Here is an 18,268-nt window from a genome sequence, read left to right as displayed (position 1 = left end):
AGTCTTCAGGGATTGGCGGCGGCTGCAACTCGCTTCCCGATGTTCGACAACAAAGGACTGAGCCATGACAGCCAGTAAACCGCTCCCCTTCGCAAGAAGTTTCGCCCGCCCCGTCAGCGCGACGCATCCAGATTGCGCACGCGTGGGGGACGTGCCGCAGGACCGCACGATTCACCTGACCATCGTGCTCAAGCCCTCGACGCCTATAGACCCCACCACCGCGCCGTTGAGTCGTGAGGAGTTCGCGGCCCGGCACGGAGCCAGCTCCGACGCCATCTCGCGCGTCGAAGCGTATGCCCGCGCGCACGGCATGACGGTCGATCTGGCGGACGCGGCCCAGCATGTTGTGCGGGTATCTGGCACGGTGAAGCAGGCCTGCGCCGCTTTTCGTCCCGAGAAACTGGGACTGTACCGCTTCGCCGGACGCGCCGAACCCGCGATGGCGCGAGAAGGGTCTTTGACCCTTCCTCCGGAGCTAAGCGACGACGTGGTCGCCGTCATGGGCTTCGATGAGCGCCCGGTCGCACGCGCGCATTTTCGGCGTCTGCTTGCATCGGGGGACAACGCTACAACTCAGGGGACCTCGGTGGTCAGCGCAGCGGCGCGATCCACATCGTCCTGGTCTCCCGTGGACGTTGCCAGGCATTATGGATTTCCGACAGACGTCACCGGCAAGGGGCAGACGATTGGCCTCATCGAACTGGGCGGCGGATATCAGGCCTCGCAGATGGCGGCCTATTTCAAAACTCTGGGCGTCAGTCGCACCGGAACGTTGACAGCAGTCAGCGTAGACCGCGCCTCCAACGCACCCGACAATGATCCCAGCGGCGCGGACGGAGAAGTTCAGCTCGACATAGAGGTCGCGGGATCCGTCGCGCCCGGCGCCAACATCGCCGTCTATTTTGGCCCCAATCAGGGCAGCGGTTTCTTCGACGCACTGAACACCGCCGTGCATGACAAGACCAACGCGCCAGGCGTCATTTCCATCAGTTGGGGCGGCCCGGAGAGCGGCTGGGAAGCTCAGGATATGGACGCGATGGACCAGACCATGCAGGCGGCAGGCGCCATGGGCGTGACTGTAACAGTCGCATCGGGCGACAACGGCGCCTCGGACGGCACGGACCAGACCTATATGGTCGACTTTCCGGCGTCCAGTCCGCACGCTCTGGGCTGTGGCGGCACTCGCCTGCCACGTTCGGGCAGCGAGGTCGTCTGGAACGACGGCGCGTCAGGCGGCGCGACCGGCGGCGGTTACTCGACGCATTTCACAAAACCCGACTGGCAGAGCGGCAATGACGAATCCTATCGCGGCGTGCCGGATGTCGCGGGAAACGCCGACCCGGAGACGGGTTATCAGGTAACGGTGGACGGAACCTCGACAGTCATCGGCGGCACCAGCGCTGTAGCGCCCCTCTGGGCCGCGCTGATCGCCCTGGCCAACGAGAAAAATGGCCACCCCGCCGGTTTTGTGAACGCCCGACTTTACGCAACGCCCACAGCGTTCAATGATATCGTCTCCGGCGACAACAACGGCTATTCTGCGGCAAAAGGGTGGGACCCGGTCACTGGTCTTGGCAGCCCCAAGGGAGCGGCGATCATCGCAGCCGTGGCGTCAGCGACAACATAACGGTCCGCGCAGGTGGCGTTCACACGTGTCATCAGCAGTGGAGAGCGTTCGACGGCCATTCTCCACCGTCTTCGGCAATCCTAGCGCATACATCCGAACGAAGCGCCCGTCTTGCTCTGCCACCATGAAAAAAAAGCCCGCAGTTTTGCGGGCCATGATCACCCCTCAAGGCGCCTAACAGGTCGCGTCCAACACACACAGACGCTCCGATGCGCCAAGGGCGCCAGATACCGCGTAAGCAGCATCTGGCGCCCTTGGCGTTTTTCAGAAGCAAAGCCCCTCGCTACGTCTGGTAAGGACGGCGAACGACATTTGCGCCTTGGCCAGACGCACCCGCTCCTCACCGGGAGCCGGGCTGCCTGCCGACGCTAGCCTTACTCCTGATCGGGGGCCGGTGCGGAGTTGAGCTGAATGTAACGCTCGATCCCGATCTGCTTGATCAGGTCGAACTGACGATCCAGATAGTCCTCGTGCTCTTCTTCGTTATCGAGAATCTTCAGCAACAGGTCACGAGAAACGTAATCACGGACGCTCTCGCAATATGCGATTCCATCGCGAAGATCGGCGAGCGCCTTCTCTTCGAGCTTCAGATCGCATTCGAGGATTTCCTTGACGTCCTGACCGATCAGGATCGTGTTCAGGCGCTGTACGTTCGGGAGGCCGCCGAGGTAGAGGATGCGCTCGATCAGCCAATCGGCGTGACGCATTTCTTCGATGGATTCCTCGTATTCCTTCTTGCCAAGAAGCGTGACGCCCCAGTGACGCAGGGTCCGGGCATGGAGGAAGTACTGGTTGATCGCTGTCAGTTCGTTGGTGAGCTGCAGGTTGAGGTATTCGACAACCTTCGGGTCTTTGATGGCCATAACGCGCTTCTTCCTGGTACGTTCGAGTAAATCCGCGGGTCTATGTATCGCATGACATGATGAGGCGCAATGAAAAAATCATGTTATATCAATGTGATAATGGATATAATAATCAGTTGCAAGCCAATTCGGACGCAATCGCAACATTGTCAGATCAGAATTGGCCGCCATGAACGCCTCGCCGCCGATCACGGCGCCTGCATAGGTTTTTCCTTTCTTGCTTGAAGATTATTCAACGAGATGAAGGGAGGCCGCATCCCTTGTGGTGACGGCGCGCCGTGCATATCGTTCGCGCTTCAGAACAATGAGGGCGGCTTATCGCCGCCATTGCGGTTATAGAGTGAGACGCCACATGCCCCATCGCCCCCGCGCCCCGAGGCCCTTGACCCGCCGCGCCGGAGCCCTGCTCGGCCAGACGGCGCTCATCCTGTGCCTGCTCATCTCCACCTCGCTGGCTGCTTACGCCGAAACGAGCGCTAGCGCCTCCACCGGAGACGCCATCACACACGCGGACGATCACCCAGGCGAATGGCTGGGACACGGGCGCACATGGTCCGAACAACGGTACAGCCCGCTCAATGCGATCAACGCCAGCAATGTCGGTGGATTGCATCTGGCGTGGCATCTGGATCTCGACACCAATCGAGGGCAGGAAGGATCCCCGATCGTCGAGAGCGGCGTGATGTACGAGACAACGGCCTGGAGCATGGTCAAGGCTGTCGATGCGGCGACCGGCAAACTGCTGTGGTCCTACGATCCCAAGGTCGTACGCTCGTTCGCCGACAAGGGATGCTGCGACGTGGTGAACCGCGGCCCCGCGCTCTGGAACGACAAGATTTATGTGGCGACATACGACAACCGTCTTATCGCGCTGGACAAGCATGACGGCCACGTCGTGTGGAGCGTCGACACGATCCCGCATGACGCAGATCTCGGCTCGCAGCGCTCCTACACCATCACCGGCGCGCCGCTTGCCGCCAAGGGGCAGATCGTCATTGGCAATGGCGGAGCGGAACTGGGCGCGCGCGGATTTATCTCCGCCTTCAACGCCGAGACCGGCAAGCTGTCATGGCGTTTCTACACCGTGCCGAACGCACATAACGCACCGGACCACGCGGCCTCTGACGATGTATTGCGCAAGGTGGCGTATCCTACCTGGAGCAAGGGCGGCGCGTGGCTCACGCAGGGCGGCGGCGGCACCGCGTGGGACTCAATCGTCTATGACCCTGTCACGAATTTAATCTATATCGGCACCGGAAACGGTTCCCCATGGAGCTACCTCCTCCGGTCTGAAGGCAAGGGCGACAACCTGTTTCTCTCCAGCATCATCGCCGTCAAACCCGATACGGGCGAATATGTGTGGCATTTTCAGGAAACGCCCAAAGATCAGTGGGACTATACCTCCGTCCAGCATATCATGACGCTGGACTTGCCGATCAACGGCGCCATCCGGCATGTGATCGCGCACGCGCCCAAAAACGGATTTTTCTATATTCTTGACGCCAAGACCGGCGAATTTCTGTCCGGAAAGAACTTTGTCTACGTCAACTGGGCAAAGGGGCTGGATCCCAAGACCGGGCGGCCTCTTTTTACCCCCGGCGCGCTTTATTCCACGAAGGGAAACCTCTGGTACGGCTTCCCCGGCACAATGGGCGCACACGGCGTGCCGGAGATGGCGTACAGCCCGAGGACCGGATACGTCTATATCCCGGTTCAGCAGGCTCCAGATTTCTATCAGACAGCCCACACAATGGAAGTTCATCCGGACGCGTGGAATCTGGGCGAGGAAACCGACGCAAGCGACGCACGGGATTCTTATCAGTCGCTAGCGAAAATCACCAAAGATTTGCGCGGCTGGCTGGTGGCTTGGGATCCCGTGCATCAGCGCGCGGCCTGGCGCACGCCAGAGGGAACCGACCCGATCAACGGCGGCCTTCTCGCGACAGCCGGCGATGTTGTATTTCAGGGTTTGGCTAACGGACAGTTTCACGCTTACGATGCCCGAAACGGCAAGGACCTTTTTTCCTTTGACGCACAAAGCGGAATTCTTGCGCCCCCCGTCAGCTACCTTGCAAATGGCAAGCAGTATGTCGCCGTAGAAGTCGGCTGGGGCGGAGGTTACGGGCTTTACCCGAGCGGTCTGGAGCGCAGGAAACCTGGCTCCACCAATCACTCTCGCATCCTCGCATTTACTCTGGACGGCGCCGATAGCCTGCCACCTGCACAGGCGATGTCGCTGCCGCCCCTTTCGCCGCCGCATGACTATGACAAAAAGAGCGCGCTCGCGGGAAGTCGTCAGTTCGCATTATACTGCCAGTGGTGTCACGGCAATCTCGCCAAATCGAACGGCGTTCTGCCTGACCTGCGATACTCGTCGGCGATCGCAGATAAAGGCGCATTTGAGTCTATCGTCGGCAAGGGTGCGCTCGAGGCCTTCGGCATGGATCGCTTCGACAAATCGCTTTCCCCTGAAGAAATCGAGACGATCCGCCAGTATCTGATCTGGCGCGCACACCAGACGCTGGAAGAACAGGCCACCAAGGGTGGGAAGCGTGCTCATTAAAGCATGCCGTGCGGACTCCAGCATAAATCGACGCAGATAGTGGGAGAGGCCGGAATCGGAATTTTGGGCCTTTTCAGGCGCTCCACTCAATACACGGCGCACGCGCCTCGCAAATCGTGGCTAACCTGCAAACCCACGCCGCGTTCACCAGCGGCGATATTCTCGGAAATCCGCCGTGAGTATTGCTGCAACCGTCGCGCAACCACAAAACCTCGCCATGCCAAAGAAGAGCCGTGCGATCAAGCACGCAACGCAATGTTCAACCTCGCCGTCAGCGCGCCTAAAACGTATTGCGCGCTGCGCCTCAGAATTCATTTTGCGAAAAAATCGCGACGTAATTTGCAGCTGGGCGCCTTCGGCCGCCGCCCAACCCTGACAGGCATATCTCCAGTCGGGAGAATGCCCGAAGACAGGCCATCAGCCTCACGACGACGCTACTGGCTCAAACGGAGTTTCCGGTTTGCCCGAAACAGGCTCCCCTGACGGCTCAATACGGTACCAGATTGCGTAAAGTGCAGGAAGGAACATCAGAATCAATCCAGTGCCCGCTGCGGTACCGCCGATCAAAGTATAGGCCAACGATCCCCAGAACACAGATTCCGTCAGCGGTATGAAGGCGAGCACGGCAGCCAGCGCCGTGAGGATGACAGGCCGTGCGCGCTGCACAGTCGCTTCGACCACCGAGTGAAACGGGTCGAGCCCCGCCGCCTGATTCACCTTGATCTGCCCTATCAGAATCAACGTATTGCGCATCAGGATTCCCGACAGGCCAATCAACCCGAGGATCGCATTAAAACCGAACGGCTGATGAAAGATCAGCAAGGTCGGCACTGTCCCGATCAACCCCAGCGGCGCCGTGAGAAACACCATGAACATGCCGGAAATCGAACGGGTCTCGAACACCAGAACGATCAGGGTCAGCAGAATCATAACGGGGAAAATTGGCGCGAGCGCCGCGTTCGCCTTTCCGGATTCCTCTGCATTGCCACCGACCTCAATCCGATAACCGGGCGGCAACGTCGCCCGCACCGGGGCCAACGCCTGATTAATCGCCGCAGCGACCTGTGGTGGTTGCATGGCTTCGTCGATGTCGCTTTGCACCGTGATCGTCGGAACCCGATCCCGTCGCCGCAGGACTGGATCTTCCGCGTCGATTTCGACATGCCCGATCTGGCTGAGCGGAATCAGCTGGCCTGTCCGGTTACTGATGCTCATATCGCCCAGTCGCGCAGGATCAAGACGATCGCGCCCCGCGCTGCGAACCACAAGATCCACCGCCCGGATATCCTCACGCACCTGCGTCACAGGAGCGCCCAGCAACAGAAACTGGATTTGCTCCGACGCCTCCTGCGGCGACAGACCGATCAGTTGCAGGCGCGCCTGATCCAGCACGAAATGCACGGTTTGCGCACGTTCGCCCCAGTCGGTGTTCACCTGTCGCGTGTCAGGGTTGTGTCGCATGACGTCGCTCACCTGCGCAGCGATGCTACGCACATGATCGGCGTCAGGCCCCATAACCCGGAACATGATCGGAAAATGCGTGTACGGACCAAAGACAAACTGCGTCACACGAATTCGCGCGTCGGGAGCGATGCCCTGCGCCACCACCTGCCGCATACGACCGCGCAGGTGATCGCGGGCCTCAGCGTTCGGCGTTAGGACCACAATTTTCGTGAATGCCGGGTCTGGCAACTCCGGGTTATATGCCAGGAAAAAACGGGGAGCGCCCGCTCCGACATAGCTGGTGACGATCTTCGCCTCCGGCTGTTTTTTCAGCCATCCCTCCACACGGGCGGTAACCCGTGTGGTCGCCTCGATGCTTGTTCCCTCCGGCATCTGCACCTCAGCCAGCAATTCCGGGCGGTCCGAACTGGGAAAGAATTGCTGACGAACAGCGCCCATACCCAGGACAGACAGCACGAACAACGACAGAACGGTTCCCGCCACCAGAAACTTGCGACGGACGACCCACACCACAAGACGACGGAAGCGCTGATAATTCGGCGTGGCGTAGATATGTTCGTAAGCACCGTCGATTTTTTTGATATCCGGCAACAGCTTCACGCCAAGATAGGGCGTGAACACCACGGCCACGAACCAGGAAGTCAGCAGCGCGTAACCGACGATCCAGAAAATATTCCCTGCATATTCTCCCGCGGTCGACTGGGCGAAGCCAACGGGCGTGAAACCGATGATCGTCACCAGAGTGCCCGCCAGCATCGGCGCCGCCGTATGGCTCCATGCATAGGCGGCAGCTTTCGTGCGTTCGTAACCCTCCTCCAGCTTCACCACCATCATTTCAATTGCGATGATCGCATCGTCAACAAGAAGCCCGAGTGAGATGATCAGCGCCCCCAGCGTAATTCGGTCCAGGGCCCGGCCCGTCACCAGCATGATCACCATGACGATCGACAGCGTCAGCGGCACGGCCGCCGCGACGACGATGCCGACGCGCCAGCCGAGACTGAGCAGGCTCACGACCATTACGACGGCCAGCGCGACGAAAAATTTCAGCATGAATTCACCGACCGCGGCGTGAATAATTCCCGCCTGATCGACGATTTTCGTCAGGGTGACGCCAGATGGCAGATCCGCGCCAAGCGTCTTTTCCGCGGCCGCCAGAGATGCGCCCAGTTTCAGTCCGTTCCAGTGATCCTGCATGACGACGTTCAGAATCAGCGCCTGCGTCCCGCTGTGCCGAACAAGATAGGTCGGAGGATCCTCATACCCACGCTCAACCGTCGCGATATCGGAAATCTTGAATGTCCTGCCTGCGGCGGTGACAGGGATGTCCCGGATTTTCTGCAGATCGTCCAGCGCCCCATCCAGACGCACGAAGACCTGCGGACCACGCGTGTCGATCGAACCTGCCGCCGTCACCGCATTTTGACGACGCAGCGCGGCGAACACATCCTGCGCGCTGATCCCCAGCGTCGTCAGTCTGGCGTTGGAGAAATTGACGAATATTCTCTCGGGACGTTCGCCGACGATATCGACCTTGCGTACGCCGGGGACATGCAGAAGACGCTGCCGCACGGTCTCCGCCTGTCGAACCAGGAGATGCTCGGGAAGTCCATGACCGTCCAGCGCATAGACCGCAAAGTCGACGTCTGAATATTCATCATTGACGAATGGACCCTGCACGCCCTGGGGCAGAAGCGGCATGGCGTCATAGAGTTTTTTCCGGACCTGATAGAATTGTTCCGGCACGGCGGCGGGCGGAATCGTGTCCTTGAGCGTGACCATCATCAACGCCAGTCCGGGTCGCGCCAACGTTTCCACGCGATCGTACCATTGCAGTTCCTGGACGCGCTTTTCAAGAGGATCCGCCACCAGATCCTGCATCTCCTTCGCAGTGGCGCCGGGCCAGACAGCCGCCACGGTCAGAGTCTTGACTGTAAAAGCCGGGTCTTCGGCTCGACCGAGACTGAAAAAGGCGAAAGCTCCCGATAACGCCAACGCTATAATCAGGAACAGCGTGATTCCGCGCTCGCGCACCGCGAGGGCGGAGAGATTAAATCCGCTCATTGCATCGCGACTTTCGTTGATATGGTCTTAATATGTTCTCCGACATGCAGGTAGTGGCCGCCCGCCGCCGCAATCAACATGCCCGCACGAAGATCCGATTCCCGAACGATCGTCGCCGTCTCCTCCCCGATGCTCGCGAGTTTCACCGGATGAAAACTGACCGTCGACGCACCTTCGTCCACGCTCCAGACTCCGGGACCTTTCCCTTCATCGTCAATCGCGCCCAGCGGCACGACGAAGGCGGACGAAGCATCGTTCGCGTCAGGCAGGCGAACGCGCACGGTCGCGCCGAGCGGCGCATCTGCGCCCGCGCCCTCCATAACGTAACGGGCCTCAAACGTGCGGGTGCGCGGATCCGCTGCGTCGGAGAGTTGCCGCAGGCGTGCGGTTACGCTGAGCCTGTTCCCGTACAGTTCGGCCTCCGCCGTCGAATGCAGGGCGGGGCGCACACCTTCTGGCAGTTCGACCGAAGCTTCACGCGGACCCGCGTGCGCCAGCACGATAACCGTCTGACCTGCTGCGACGACATGGCCCGGCTCCGCCAGCGTCTGAACGACGACACCATCCGCATCCGCACGAAGGAAAGCGTAATCATCCTGATTCCGCGCTATTTTTTCCTGAGCAATCGCCGCATCCAGCTGAGCGCGGGCGCTGTCGGCCGCCGCCTTGATCTGATCATAGACCGAAGCCGAGACGGCGCCGGTCGCCACCAGACCGCGATAGCGACGTTCGTCTGCCGCAGTCTGGTTCCAGCGCGCCTGAAGCGACGCCACGCTGCCAACCTGCGTCGTCACAGCATGGACATAATCCGTTGGATCAAGACGCATCAGCGCCTGTCCCTTGGAAACAGTCTGTCCAGCGTCGACCAGTCTCTCGACGATCTTGCCGGCAACCCGGAACCCGAGATCGCTTTGCACGTGCGCCGCTACGACCCCTGTGTAGACACGCCCGCCGGACGCCGCAGGGTCGATCCGCACGACCTCGACGATGCGCTCGGCCGTGCGGGGATCTGGCTCATTTTTTTGTTTACAGGCCGACAGCCCCAAAGCGACGCAAAGGCTGGCTGCAGCGAGAAGGGAAAGGCGTGTTCCAGCCATGATCTGGCTCCCACTGGGTTAGGGAGCCCAAATTGTACACGAGTGACCATATTGTCAATTGGTCACGATTCTATTTTCTACCGGCTCAGGGGGCGAGACTTCGCAGAACGAGATTCGCCAGAACCGCCGCATCGCCCTCCAGCGTGTCCATGTGCTGCTCAAGCAAAAGAGGATGATAGATGGATTGCAGAACAAGCATTATGGCGCTGGAGGTCTCGTCGACCGGCGTTTTGCGCTCGAACTCGCCGCCATCGCGCCCTTCGTGAATCAGACGTTCCACCATGGCGCGCAACGCTTCATGAAAGAACTTCGAAGATGGCCATTCTTCCTCTACGGCCGAATATACGATGTCGTGCAGCCTCCGTTCGTGTGAGAACAGAAGGAGGGTACTGCGTGCAAGCGCCAGAAAGACCCGGCGCATCCGGTCCGAAGCCGCCTTCCCGTCGTCAACGATCATCTGCACGTCTTCGCGCATCCTGTCGTGCTGAAGCGCGCAGATCGCCTCTCCGATCGCGCGTTTCGAATCGAAGAATTTATAAATATACGCCTTCGAAAGACCGATCGCGTCGGCCAGATCCGCGATTGTGGTCTTCTTGTACCCGTAATGCCCGAAATGTTCGATGGCCGCCGCTATGATCTGATCCCGACGCTCGTGGTCCACCGGACCGCGCTGTCCGTTTTGGGGCTTACGCATCCTGACTCCTGTGGCTGACGGTTCGCGCTTTGTAAGTAGGCTACGCGGGGCGAATTGACAACGAGTGACGATAATGTCTATTAGTCACTCGACTACAGCCGGACAGTCCATGTCCGACTCCCCTCGAAAGTCGAGCATCCATGATGATCACCCATCGCCCGGCAGAACAGGACGTCATCTCTTCGCCTGTTCGCAAGACTGTCGGCTGGTTAAGGCCCGGCGTCGCATTGTCTCTGGCGTTCGTGTCATCCGCCTGCGCTGTCGGGCCGGATTACAAAGCGCCGAACCCCCATCTCGATACGTTTCATAGCGCCGCAGCCGTGAACGCACGCCGTGCCGCGCCGTCGCCGTCTCTGGACGCGTGGTGGAACGGGTTTCACGACCCGGAACTTGTTCGCATCGAGCAGCGCGTATTGAGTCAAAATCTTGACCTCGCGGCCGCACTCGCCCGCGTCCGGCAGGCAAGCGGCGCAGCCGAGGCGGCGACGGCGCGCCTGCTGCCGACACTGGATTTCGCTCCCGAAGCGTCCGTAAACAGGATGTCGCGCGAAAGCCTGATCGGACATGTGGTTGGAACAGTTCCAGGATCACATCGCGACTATCGCACTTATGACGTCAGCGGCGCAGCAAGCTGGGAGATCGACCTGTTCGGCGGTCTGCGACGCGGACAGGAAGCCGCGCGGGATGAAGAGCAGGCTGCGCAGGCGGAGCGCGTGGGCGAACGCGTCACGGTAGCGGCCGACGCAGCCGACGCCTACTTCCAGATCAGGGGCGATCAGGCGCGGCTCGCCGTCGTTGAAAAACAGATCGCAGTAGACAGCCACCTTCTGGAGCTGGTTCGCCAAAGACGCGCGAGCGGCGTTTCAAATGAGCGCGAAGTCGCGCAGGCCGAGGCTCTGCTGCAATCCGCGCGTCAGAACGCGCCGCTGATCCGTATCGCACTGGAAGCGCAACTCAATCGCCTGGATGTGCTGATGGGCGCGCAACCCGGCGGCTACGCAGCAGAACTGGACGCACGCGCCGATATCCCCGCCATCCCCGCCATTGACGGCGACACGCCTGCGGAGATGCTTCGCCGCAGGCCGGACATTCTCGCCGCGGAACGCCGTCTGGCGGCGTCGAACGCGCGCATCGGCCAGGCGCTCGGCGACTATTATCCCAAGCTGTCGCTGTCTGGCGCGCTCGGCTTTCAAAGCCTCAATCCGCAAAGACTCTTCACTGCGCCAGGCTTTCAGGCGGCCGGGTCTGGCGCCATTCGCTGGCGGATATTCGATTTCGGCAAGATCGACGCCGAAGTCCAACAGGCGCGCGGCGCCAACGCCGAAGCTCTGGCGCGTTACCGGCTGACGGTGCTTCATGCCGCAGAGGACGTCGAAAACGCCTTCACGACTCTCGTACAAAGTGAGCAGCGAACAGAAGAATTGCGAATCGAGGTTGCGTCCCTGACCCGCGCCCGCGATCTTTCGCAGCAATCTTTTCAGGCGGGCGTCATTCCTTTGACCGATGTGCTCGACGCAGACCGGCAGCTTCTTGATTCGCAGGATCAACTCGCCCTCAACCGAGCCAACGCAGCGCGCGCGGCGGTCAGCTCCTTCAGAGCGCTCGGCGGCGGGTGGCCTACGTAGGGATTCTCTGATTGCGGGATGGGTTTCGTTAATTTCGGCGCTTATCGAAACCCGCGAGACCACAGCCTGAGCAGACTAGGCGCCCGCAGTCAGCCCTCATAAACACGCGGCGTCGACGTGGCGTGTCGCGGTTGACCTTTCGAGACCTCTCCAAGACCACCAACATTGGACCGGTTCAACCATCTGTGACAGCCGCGGCCAACGACGGGCATCGACAACGACGATGCGCCATGCTTACTCTACAAAACAAACAATCGTTTGATTTTGTCTCTCGAGCGTCGGATACGAACATGGAACAGCAGGACAGGGACTCGATCGCGCACAACATCGCCTTGGCCGAATCCGCGTCGGCGCGCGGCCTGAAGTCGCGCGCCGCATGACCAGACGCGTCGACGCCACGCAATGATGCCGCCAGATCGCCACCGCTTCCTGATCGACAGTGCAGCACCTCTCCCGAACTAACGCGACCTTTACTTCCAGCCTTCCGAAACTGTTGCCCCTTACACGCCAAGGACCAGCGGACCATGCCCAGTTACACCGCCCCAGTCGCCGACATGATGTTTCTGCTGCGCGACGTGCTCGATGCGCCCGGCGCGCTCGCCCAACTACCGGCGCATGCTGAGACGGATCTCGTCATGATCGAGAGCATTCTCGACGAAGCGGGCAAGTTCTGTGCGGAAAAGCTCCATCCACTCAACCGGAGCGGCGATGAGGAAGGGAGCCGTCTGGTCGACGGCGTCGTCCATACGCCAAAGGGCTTCGCCGAGGCTTACGCGGCGTTTCGTGACGGCGGCTGGACCGGGCTTTCGGCGTCGTCGGAATTCGGCGGTCAGGGGCTGCCGCGCGCCGTACAGATTTTGGTCGATGAAATGCTGTCCGGAGCCAACCTCTCCTTCGGCCTGTTTCCCGGCCTGACGCGCGGCGCCTGTGAGGCCATCGAGGCCCATGCGGACGAGCATCTCAAATCCACCTATCTCCCGCGCATGATTTCCGGTGAGTGGACGGGCGCCATGGCCCTCACCGAAGGCAACGCCGGATCCGATCTCGGCCTTCTGAAGGCCACGGCCGCGCCACGCGAAGACGGCTCTTATTCCGTGACCGGGTCGAAGATCTTCATTTCCTCGGGCGAGCACGACATGGCGGAGAACATCATCCACCTTGTCCTCGCGCGGCTGCCCGACGCCCCTCCCGGCACCAAAGGCATCAGTCTTTTTCTCTGCCCCAAATTTCTGGTGAACGAAGACGGCTCTCTTGGCGCACGCAACACGCTCTCGGTCGGCGCGCTTGAGCACAAGATGGGCATACATGCGCAGCCGACCTGCGTGATGAACTATGACGGTTGCCAGGGCTGGCTCGTAGGCCAGCCACATCGAGGGCTCGCCGCCATGTTCACCATGATGAACGCTGAACGTCTGTTCGTCGGCGTGCAAGGACTCGGCGTGGCGGACGCCTCGTACCAGACAGCAGCAGCCTATGCGAAGGAGCGTCTTCAGGGCCGCGCCTCCGGCGCGTCAGGGACCGCGCCGATCATCGCCCACCCGGACGTCCGCCGGATGCTTCTGACCATGCTTTCGACCATCGAGGCCGGGCGGGCGCTGGTGCTCTTCACTGCGCTGGAGATGGACAAGGAAACCTCTCACCCCGATGCGGCCACACGGGCGGAAGCGGCAGGGCTTGTCGCCCTGCTCACCCCGGTCATCAAGGCGGCGCTGACTGATTTCGGCTTCGAAGCGGCGGTTCTTGGGCAACAGGTGCTGGGCGGACACGGCTATATCCGCGAATGGGGGCAGGAGCAGCATGTGCGCGACGCCCGCATCACCCAGATCTACGAAGGCACGAACGGCATACAGGCGCAGGATCTGGTGGTCCGCAAACTCGACCACGACGGCGGCGCGCCGCTGCGGCGCTTTCTTGGCCTGATCCGCGACACTCTGGCGGCCACGTCGGATCGTGGCGAACTGGCGACAGAACGCGATGCACTTTCTGAGGCTCTGGGACACCTCGATGGCGTCACTGCGCGTCTTGGCGGCGCGCTTTCGGAAGCCGACGAACGAAACGCGGCGGCCGTCGACTATCTGCGTCTTTTCTCACTGGTGGCGTACGGCTGGCTCTGGCTGCGGATCGCCGATGCAGCGCTTCGGGTTGGCGACATTACGACGACCGGTCGTCGGAAACTCGCCACCGCCCGTTTCTTCGCCACGCGGATGCTGCCGCAGAGCCAGTCGCTCGCCCGGCAGATCGCAGCGGGCGCCGCCCCGCTCATGGCGCCGGAAGCCAGCTGGTTCTGACCCTCGTGCATCATACACAAAATCTCCAATAACGCTCTATACTTTCGAAAACATGACGCACACACCCTCCCACGCGCGCGAACAACGCACACGGCAGGATCATCACGCGGAGAGCCGAGGAGCGTTTCACGCGCAGGGAAAGAATGCCGCTCTTCCAGGTCACGATCGCCAAGTCTTAGCCACCGCCTGACCAACAGAAAACGTTCAGTCACAGCCATTCAGGAAACCCCGTCATGAGCACTGAAGATCCTATCGTCATCGTCAGCGCCGCCCGCACGCCCATCGGCTGGTTTCAGGGTCAGTTCAACGGCGTGAAGGCGACCGAACTGGGCGCGGCCGCAATCAAGGCGGCGCTGGAACGTGCGGGGTTGCAACCCTCACAGATCGGGGCAGTCATCATGGGCAACGTCCTGCCCGCCGGCCTCGGACAAAATCCGGCTCGACAGGCCGCCCACGTCGCTGGCGCCCCGTTCAGCACGGGCGCAGTCACGATCAACAAGCTTTGCGGCTCCGGGATGATGGCGATCGGCTTCGGGCATGACTCGCTCGTCGCCGGAACAAACGAACTGGTCGTGGCGGGCGGTCTCGAGTCCATGACCAACGCCCCCTATATCCTCCCCAAGGCGCGCGGCGGCTATCGTCTCGGCCATGGCGAGATTTTCGACCATATGTTCCTCGACGGGCTGGAAGACGCCTATGAGCCCGGCCAGCTCATGGGGCATTTCGCGGAAAAGACTGCGGAAGAAAACGGCTTCACCCGAGCGGCGCAGGACGATTACGCGATTGAAACCCTGCGGCGCGCCCGCCATGCGGTCGAAAGCGGCGCGTTCGCAGCCGAGATCGCACCCGTTACGGTCGCCTCCCGCAAAGGCGAGGTCGTTATCGACGCCGATGAGAACCCCCTGAAGGCGCAACCGGAGAAAATTCCCGGACTGCGGCCAGCATTCGGGAAGAACGGCTCCATCACCGCCGCCAGTTCGTCGGGCATCGCAGATGGCGGGGCCGCCGTCGTGCTCGCGCGACGCAGTTCAGCCGAACGCCTTGGCCTGCCTGTTCAGGCGCTGATCCGCGGCTTCGCCATTCATTCCATGGCGCCCCGTGACTTCACCGTAGCGCCCGTTCCGGCGATGCGCACTCTGCTGGAGCGCGTCGGCTGGAGCGTGGGCGACGTCGATCTTTGGGAGGTCAATGAAGCCTTCGCCGTCACCGCCATGCTGGCTCGGCAGGAACTGGAGATTCCCGCAGAGCGTCTCAACGTGCACGGCGGGGCCTGCGCTCTGGGGCATCCGATCGGCGCCACGGGCGCACGCATCGTCACTACGTTGCTCTATGCACTCAAAGCGCGCGGCGAACGACGCGGCGTCGCATCGGCCTGTATCGGCGGCGGAGAAGCAATCGCCATCGCGGTCGAACTGCCCTGAACGGCCATCCGGTTCGCTTTGTGTCATCCCGAGCCATTCAGGTCATGCTTCCGTCTGTCGGCTTCATGCAGGGAAAGCGCAACCGTCTTTCAGATTACGCCAAGGTTATGGACAGCGAAAGATGCGGTGTTTCAGCCGGAGAATGCATCAATCGCCCCGTAAGATATCTCCCAAAACTACAATTTAGTTAGATAAATTTTCACTTTTCTTCCGAAAGCCATTCAATAAACTCCTAACCTTACGTCCTGAAAAAGAACATTCAGGCAGTTAGACGCCAACGATTATTCTGATGATGCGAAGCCATAACGTCTTCTGCTGCTCGGCGGATCACTGAGTCTCCGGCGCCGGTGATTGAGAGCAACGCGCAGCGCGGCGATCTGTTGGCATAAAGCAACGCCTCAACATGCCCTGTGTTGCAACCGGATAGAAATGACCGCCTGAGCGCCGAATAGAAATGTCCGGTCTCGCATGTTCTTCGTGTTGTGAGCCCTGTGCAGCCGTAGGCGGAACAGGGCTCACAACACGGGACGGGCAGCTATTTTTGAGGGGGCTCACGGAAAGGAGACGGGCGGCAGTCGCCCCTTCTGTTGCGGCGTAACGGCGGGTGACGCAAAATCTGTCAGACGCGTGCTTTGAAGGCTCTGCTATCGTAAGCCCGGCATGGTGTAGAAGACATCCGCACTCCGGTTGGAACGTGTTCAGTGCGGAGCGACCACACGTTGATCTTCCTCGTTCCAACGCCAGAGATTGTCGTTCTTGATTTCGGTATTACCCCACCAATAGTGAATCAGGTTATGGGCGGACATGTCGGCTTGTCGTTCCGCCAGCAATTGTCCAAGCGCCGTCAGCCGAAGACGAGCGTTCCGATAAGCCTTGTATGCTTCATCTGGAAACGGCTCTCCTTTAAGGGGCGGTCGTCGGATTGGGTCGGGAAGGAGACCGTCGATCACCGGACTCAGCCCGCAGCCTAGCCTGACAAGGCTGTCATCAAAATAGTGAAGATCGAAGCGACATTCGCCCAGTTCCCTCATGGCATCTCCGGTCACCGTTATCGGTGTTGCCGATGAATGTTTCGTCGCTTTTACAAATGCGGTTTCTGTCGCGGTCAGTGCGGTGTCATGAGCTGGCAATTCAGTGAGCATCGCCCTGCCAACATCATAAAGAAGCGGTAAAGCCTCAATTTCACTCGGTTTCAGGTTTGCGAACGCACACGGATTGGGTTGCCCGTAAGCATCCCAGAAACGTAAAGCGGCCTGTAGATGCTCGTTGCAGAGAGGGATTTTTTCGGGCGTCAGCTGAAGAAACGTTTCGGCATCTGTTTCTCCGGTACGTGTCGTGGAATGAATAAGCAGGACATTGGTCGGAATATACGCGTGCCTTGCGACGTAGACGAGAAAGTGAACCAGCGCGACCTGCCCAGATGTCGTCGGATCGAACCAGCACTCTACACTGTCGAATGTTTTCATATACTGAAAAAGGTCCGCTCCAGGCGCGAAGTGCTCACGGGATGGATTTTCTACTCCTCCCAGAGTAACTGTTTCCTGACGTCGCAACCACTGCCAGGTTTGAAAATACGCCGTGGTTTCTCTATATTCGGGGAGAGGCCCAAAGATAGAGAGCGGAAACTTCTCGGGAAAGTCTGTTCCCTTGAAGGTGTTGATGACACGATCAGCATATCGTGCGTGCTTGATGTGACCTTGCCCGGAAACGCTGCTGCACAGGACGAGACGCTTCATAGAGACACGCTCCTCTCTTCGAATGTGGCGTCTTTGTCTGAATGTTCTCGATGCGGGGCTACCGACATAGTCAGATTGACAGGCGCATCTGGCAGTATTTCGAGGTCCTCGTGTAGCCGAGGAGGGCCAAAGTGAAAATCACTGGCGTAATAGGCGCCACAGCCACCGCCGAACATGACGCCGAAGTTCAACGTCTCCGCGTCGTCTGTGACATCAAGGGTGACATGGCGTCGCGTCCAGTTCGTTGTACCACGCACTGGCCCTGCTGGACTATCCGCCATGCCTAGATTGCCGCCGGAGATTGGCCGCCCTTGCACGTTCCTTGTCCGGAACCACACACGTCCGTATCCTGTGACATCCTGTGTCCGAATGGCGGCCGAAAATGTAAGGCGTTGCATGTGATAGGGCCTGGCGTTGATGCTTTGCATGACAGTCAGGAATTCGCCTACCTGCGGCACACGCTCATCATCAGGGCGAGCGCGGCTGGTGATGGAGATCGCCGGGCCGCCGGTTCGACCGCCGTTTGGCAGCAGGCTATGAGCGAAGAGGTCTGTGCGCCCTCGTAGGGTCCATCCTTGCGGTATTCCTGCGAGCGGCTTGGAGCGCAAAGACGTCAGCGGACGGCTTTTCAACGCAGCGGTCAAAGAATTCCAATTTGTGCTTCCCAATTGGCGGGCAACAATTTCAAGAGCGTCAGAGTGGCTTAGAGCCACATTACGAGTGGCCATTGCAACACGCAGCGCACGGGCCATCGCTTTGGGGTCGGGGTAATCGGACACGCAGCCTCCACCAGTTTCTGTGCGACGATGGAGAAAATTCGGTGCCT

The 18,268-nt window shown here is 60.3% G+C and carries 11 protein-coding genes; 5 read left to right on the top strand and 6 right to left on the bottom strand.

Annotated features, from left to right (window positions below; genetic code table 11):
• Window positions 1-64: 64 nt before the first annotated feature.
• Window positions 65-1,627, top strand: coding sequence for a S53 family peptidase (locus J2D73_RS03250; protein WP_207879340.1), 1,563 nt, complete (start codon window positions 65-67; stop codon window positions 1,625-1,627).
• Between the two features lie 374 nt (window positions 1,628-2,001).
• On the opposite strand, the gene bfr is transcribed toward J2D73_RS03250, so the two are convergent.
• Complete coding sequence (gene bfr / locus J2D73_RS03245; protein WP_086643240.1) at window positions 2,002-2,490, bottom strand: bacterioferritin; 489 nt, start codon at window positions 2,488-2,490, stop codon at window positions 2,002-2,004.
• Window positions 2,491-2,842: 352 nt separating this feature from the next.
• Here bfr and J2D73_RS03240 point away from each other — a divergent pair, with 352 nt between their 5' ends.
• Entirely contained in the window at window positions 2,843-5,053 is a 2,211-nt protein-coding gene (locus tag J2D73_RS03240; protein ID WP_207879339.1) for a PQQ-dependent dehydrogenase, methanol/ethanol family, read from the top strand.
• Window positions 5,054-5,476: 423 nt separating this feature from the next.
• Here J2D73_RS03240 and J2D73_RS03235 read toward each other — a convergent pair whose 3' ends face one another.
• From J2D73_RS03235 to J2D73_RS03225, 3 genes are all read right to left on the bottom strand, one after another.
• The gene (locus J2D73_RS03235; RefSeq protein WP_207879337.1) at window positions 5,477-8,581 is read right to left on the bottom strand and encodes an efflux RND transporter permease subunit; all 3,105 of its coding nucleotides are present in this window, start codon (window positions 8,579-8,581) and stop codon (window positions 5,477-5,479) included.
• Window positions 8,578-9,678, bottom strand: a complete 1,101-nt coding sequence (locus J2D73_RS03230; RefSeq protein WP_207879335.1) for an efflux RND transporter periplasmic adaptor subunit — start codon at window positions 9,676-9,678, stop codon at window positions 8,578-8,580. Before J2D73_RS03230 ends, J2D73_RS03235 begins: the two co-directional genes overlap by 4 nt.
• Window positions 9,679-9,763: 85 nt before the next feature.
• Window positions 9,764-10,372, bottom strand: a complete 609-nt coding sequence (locus tag J2D73_RS03225; protein ID WP_207879333.1) for a TetR/AcrR family transcriptional regulator — start codon at window positions 10,370-10,372, stop codon at window positions 9,764-9,766.
• A 140-nt stretch (window positions 10,373-10,512) separates the two neighbouring features.
• Here J2D73_RS03225 and J2D73_RS03220 point away from each other — a divergent pair, with 140 nt between their 5' ends.
• The 3 genes from J2D73_RS03220 (at window position 10,513) to J2D73_RS03210 (ending at window position 15,706) form a co-directional block, all read left to right on the top strand.
• Entirely contained in the window at window positions 10,513-11,997 is a 1,485-nt protein-coding gene (locus J2D73_RS03220) for an efflux transporter outer membrane subunit (protein WP_243429602.1), read from the top strand.
• 524 nt (window positions 11,998-12,521) lie between these two features.
• Complete coding sequence (locus J2D73_RS03215; RefSeq protein ID WP_207879331.1) at window positions 12,522-14,285, top strand: acyl-CoA dehydrogenase C-terminal domain-containing protein; 1,764 nt, start codon at window positions 12,522-12,524, stop codon at window positions 14,283-14,285.
• Between the two features lie 233 nt (window positions 14,286-14,518).
• Entirely contained in the window at window positions 14,519-15,706 is a 1,188-nt protein-coding gene (locus J2D73_RS03210) for an acetyl-CoA C-acyltransferase (RefSeq protein WP_207879329.1), read from the top strand.
• Window positions 15,707-16,404: 698 nt separating this feature from the next.
• Here J2D73_RS03210 and J2D73_RS03205 read toward each other — a convergent pair.
• Entirely contained in the window at window positions 16,405-17,442 is a 1,038-nt protein-coding gene (locus tag J2D73_RS03205) for a hypothetical protein (RefSeq protein ID WP_207879327.1), read from the bottom strand.
• On the bottom strand, window positions 17,439-18,221 hold the full coding sequence (locus tag J2D73_RS03200; protein WP_207879325.1) for a glyoxalase superfamily protein: 783 nt from the start codon (window positions 18,219-18,221) through the stop codon (window positions 17,439-17,441). The genes J2D73_RS03205 and J2D73_RS03200 overlap by 4 nt, the downstream gene beginning before the upstream one ends.
• Window positions 18,222-18,268: the final 47 nt, after the last annotated feature.

Source organism: Acetobacter sacchari (assembly GCF_017377715.1).
In the GTDB taxonomy this organism is placed as follows: Bacteria; Pseudomonadota; Alphaproteobacteria; order Acetobacterales; family Acetobacteraceae; genus Acetobacter; species Acetobacter sacchari.
The sequence above is the reverse complement of the archived record's forward strand: the minus strand, read 5'-3'. Positions and strand labels throughout refer to the sequence as shown.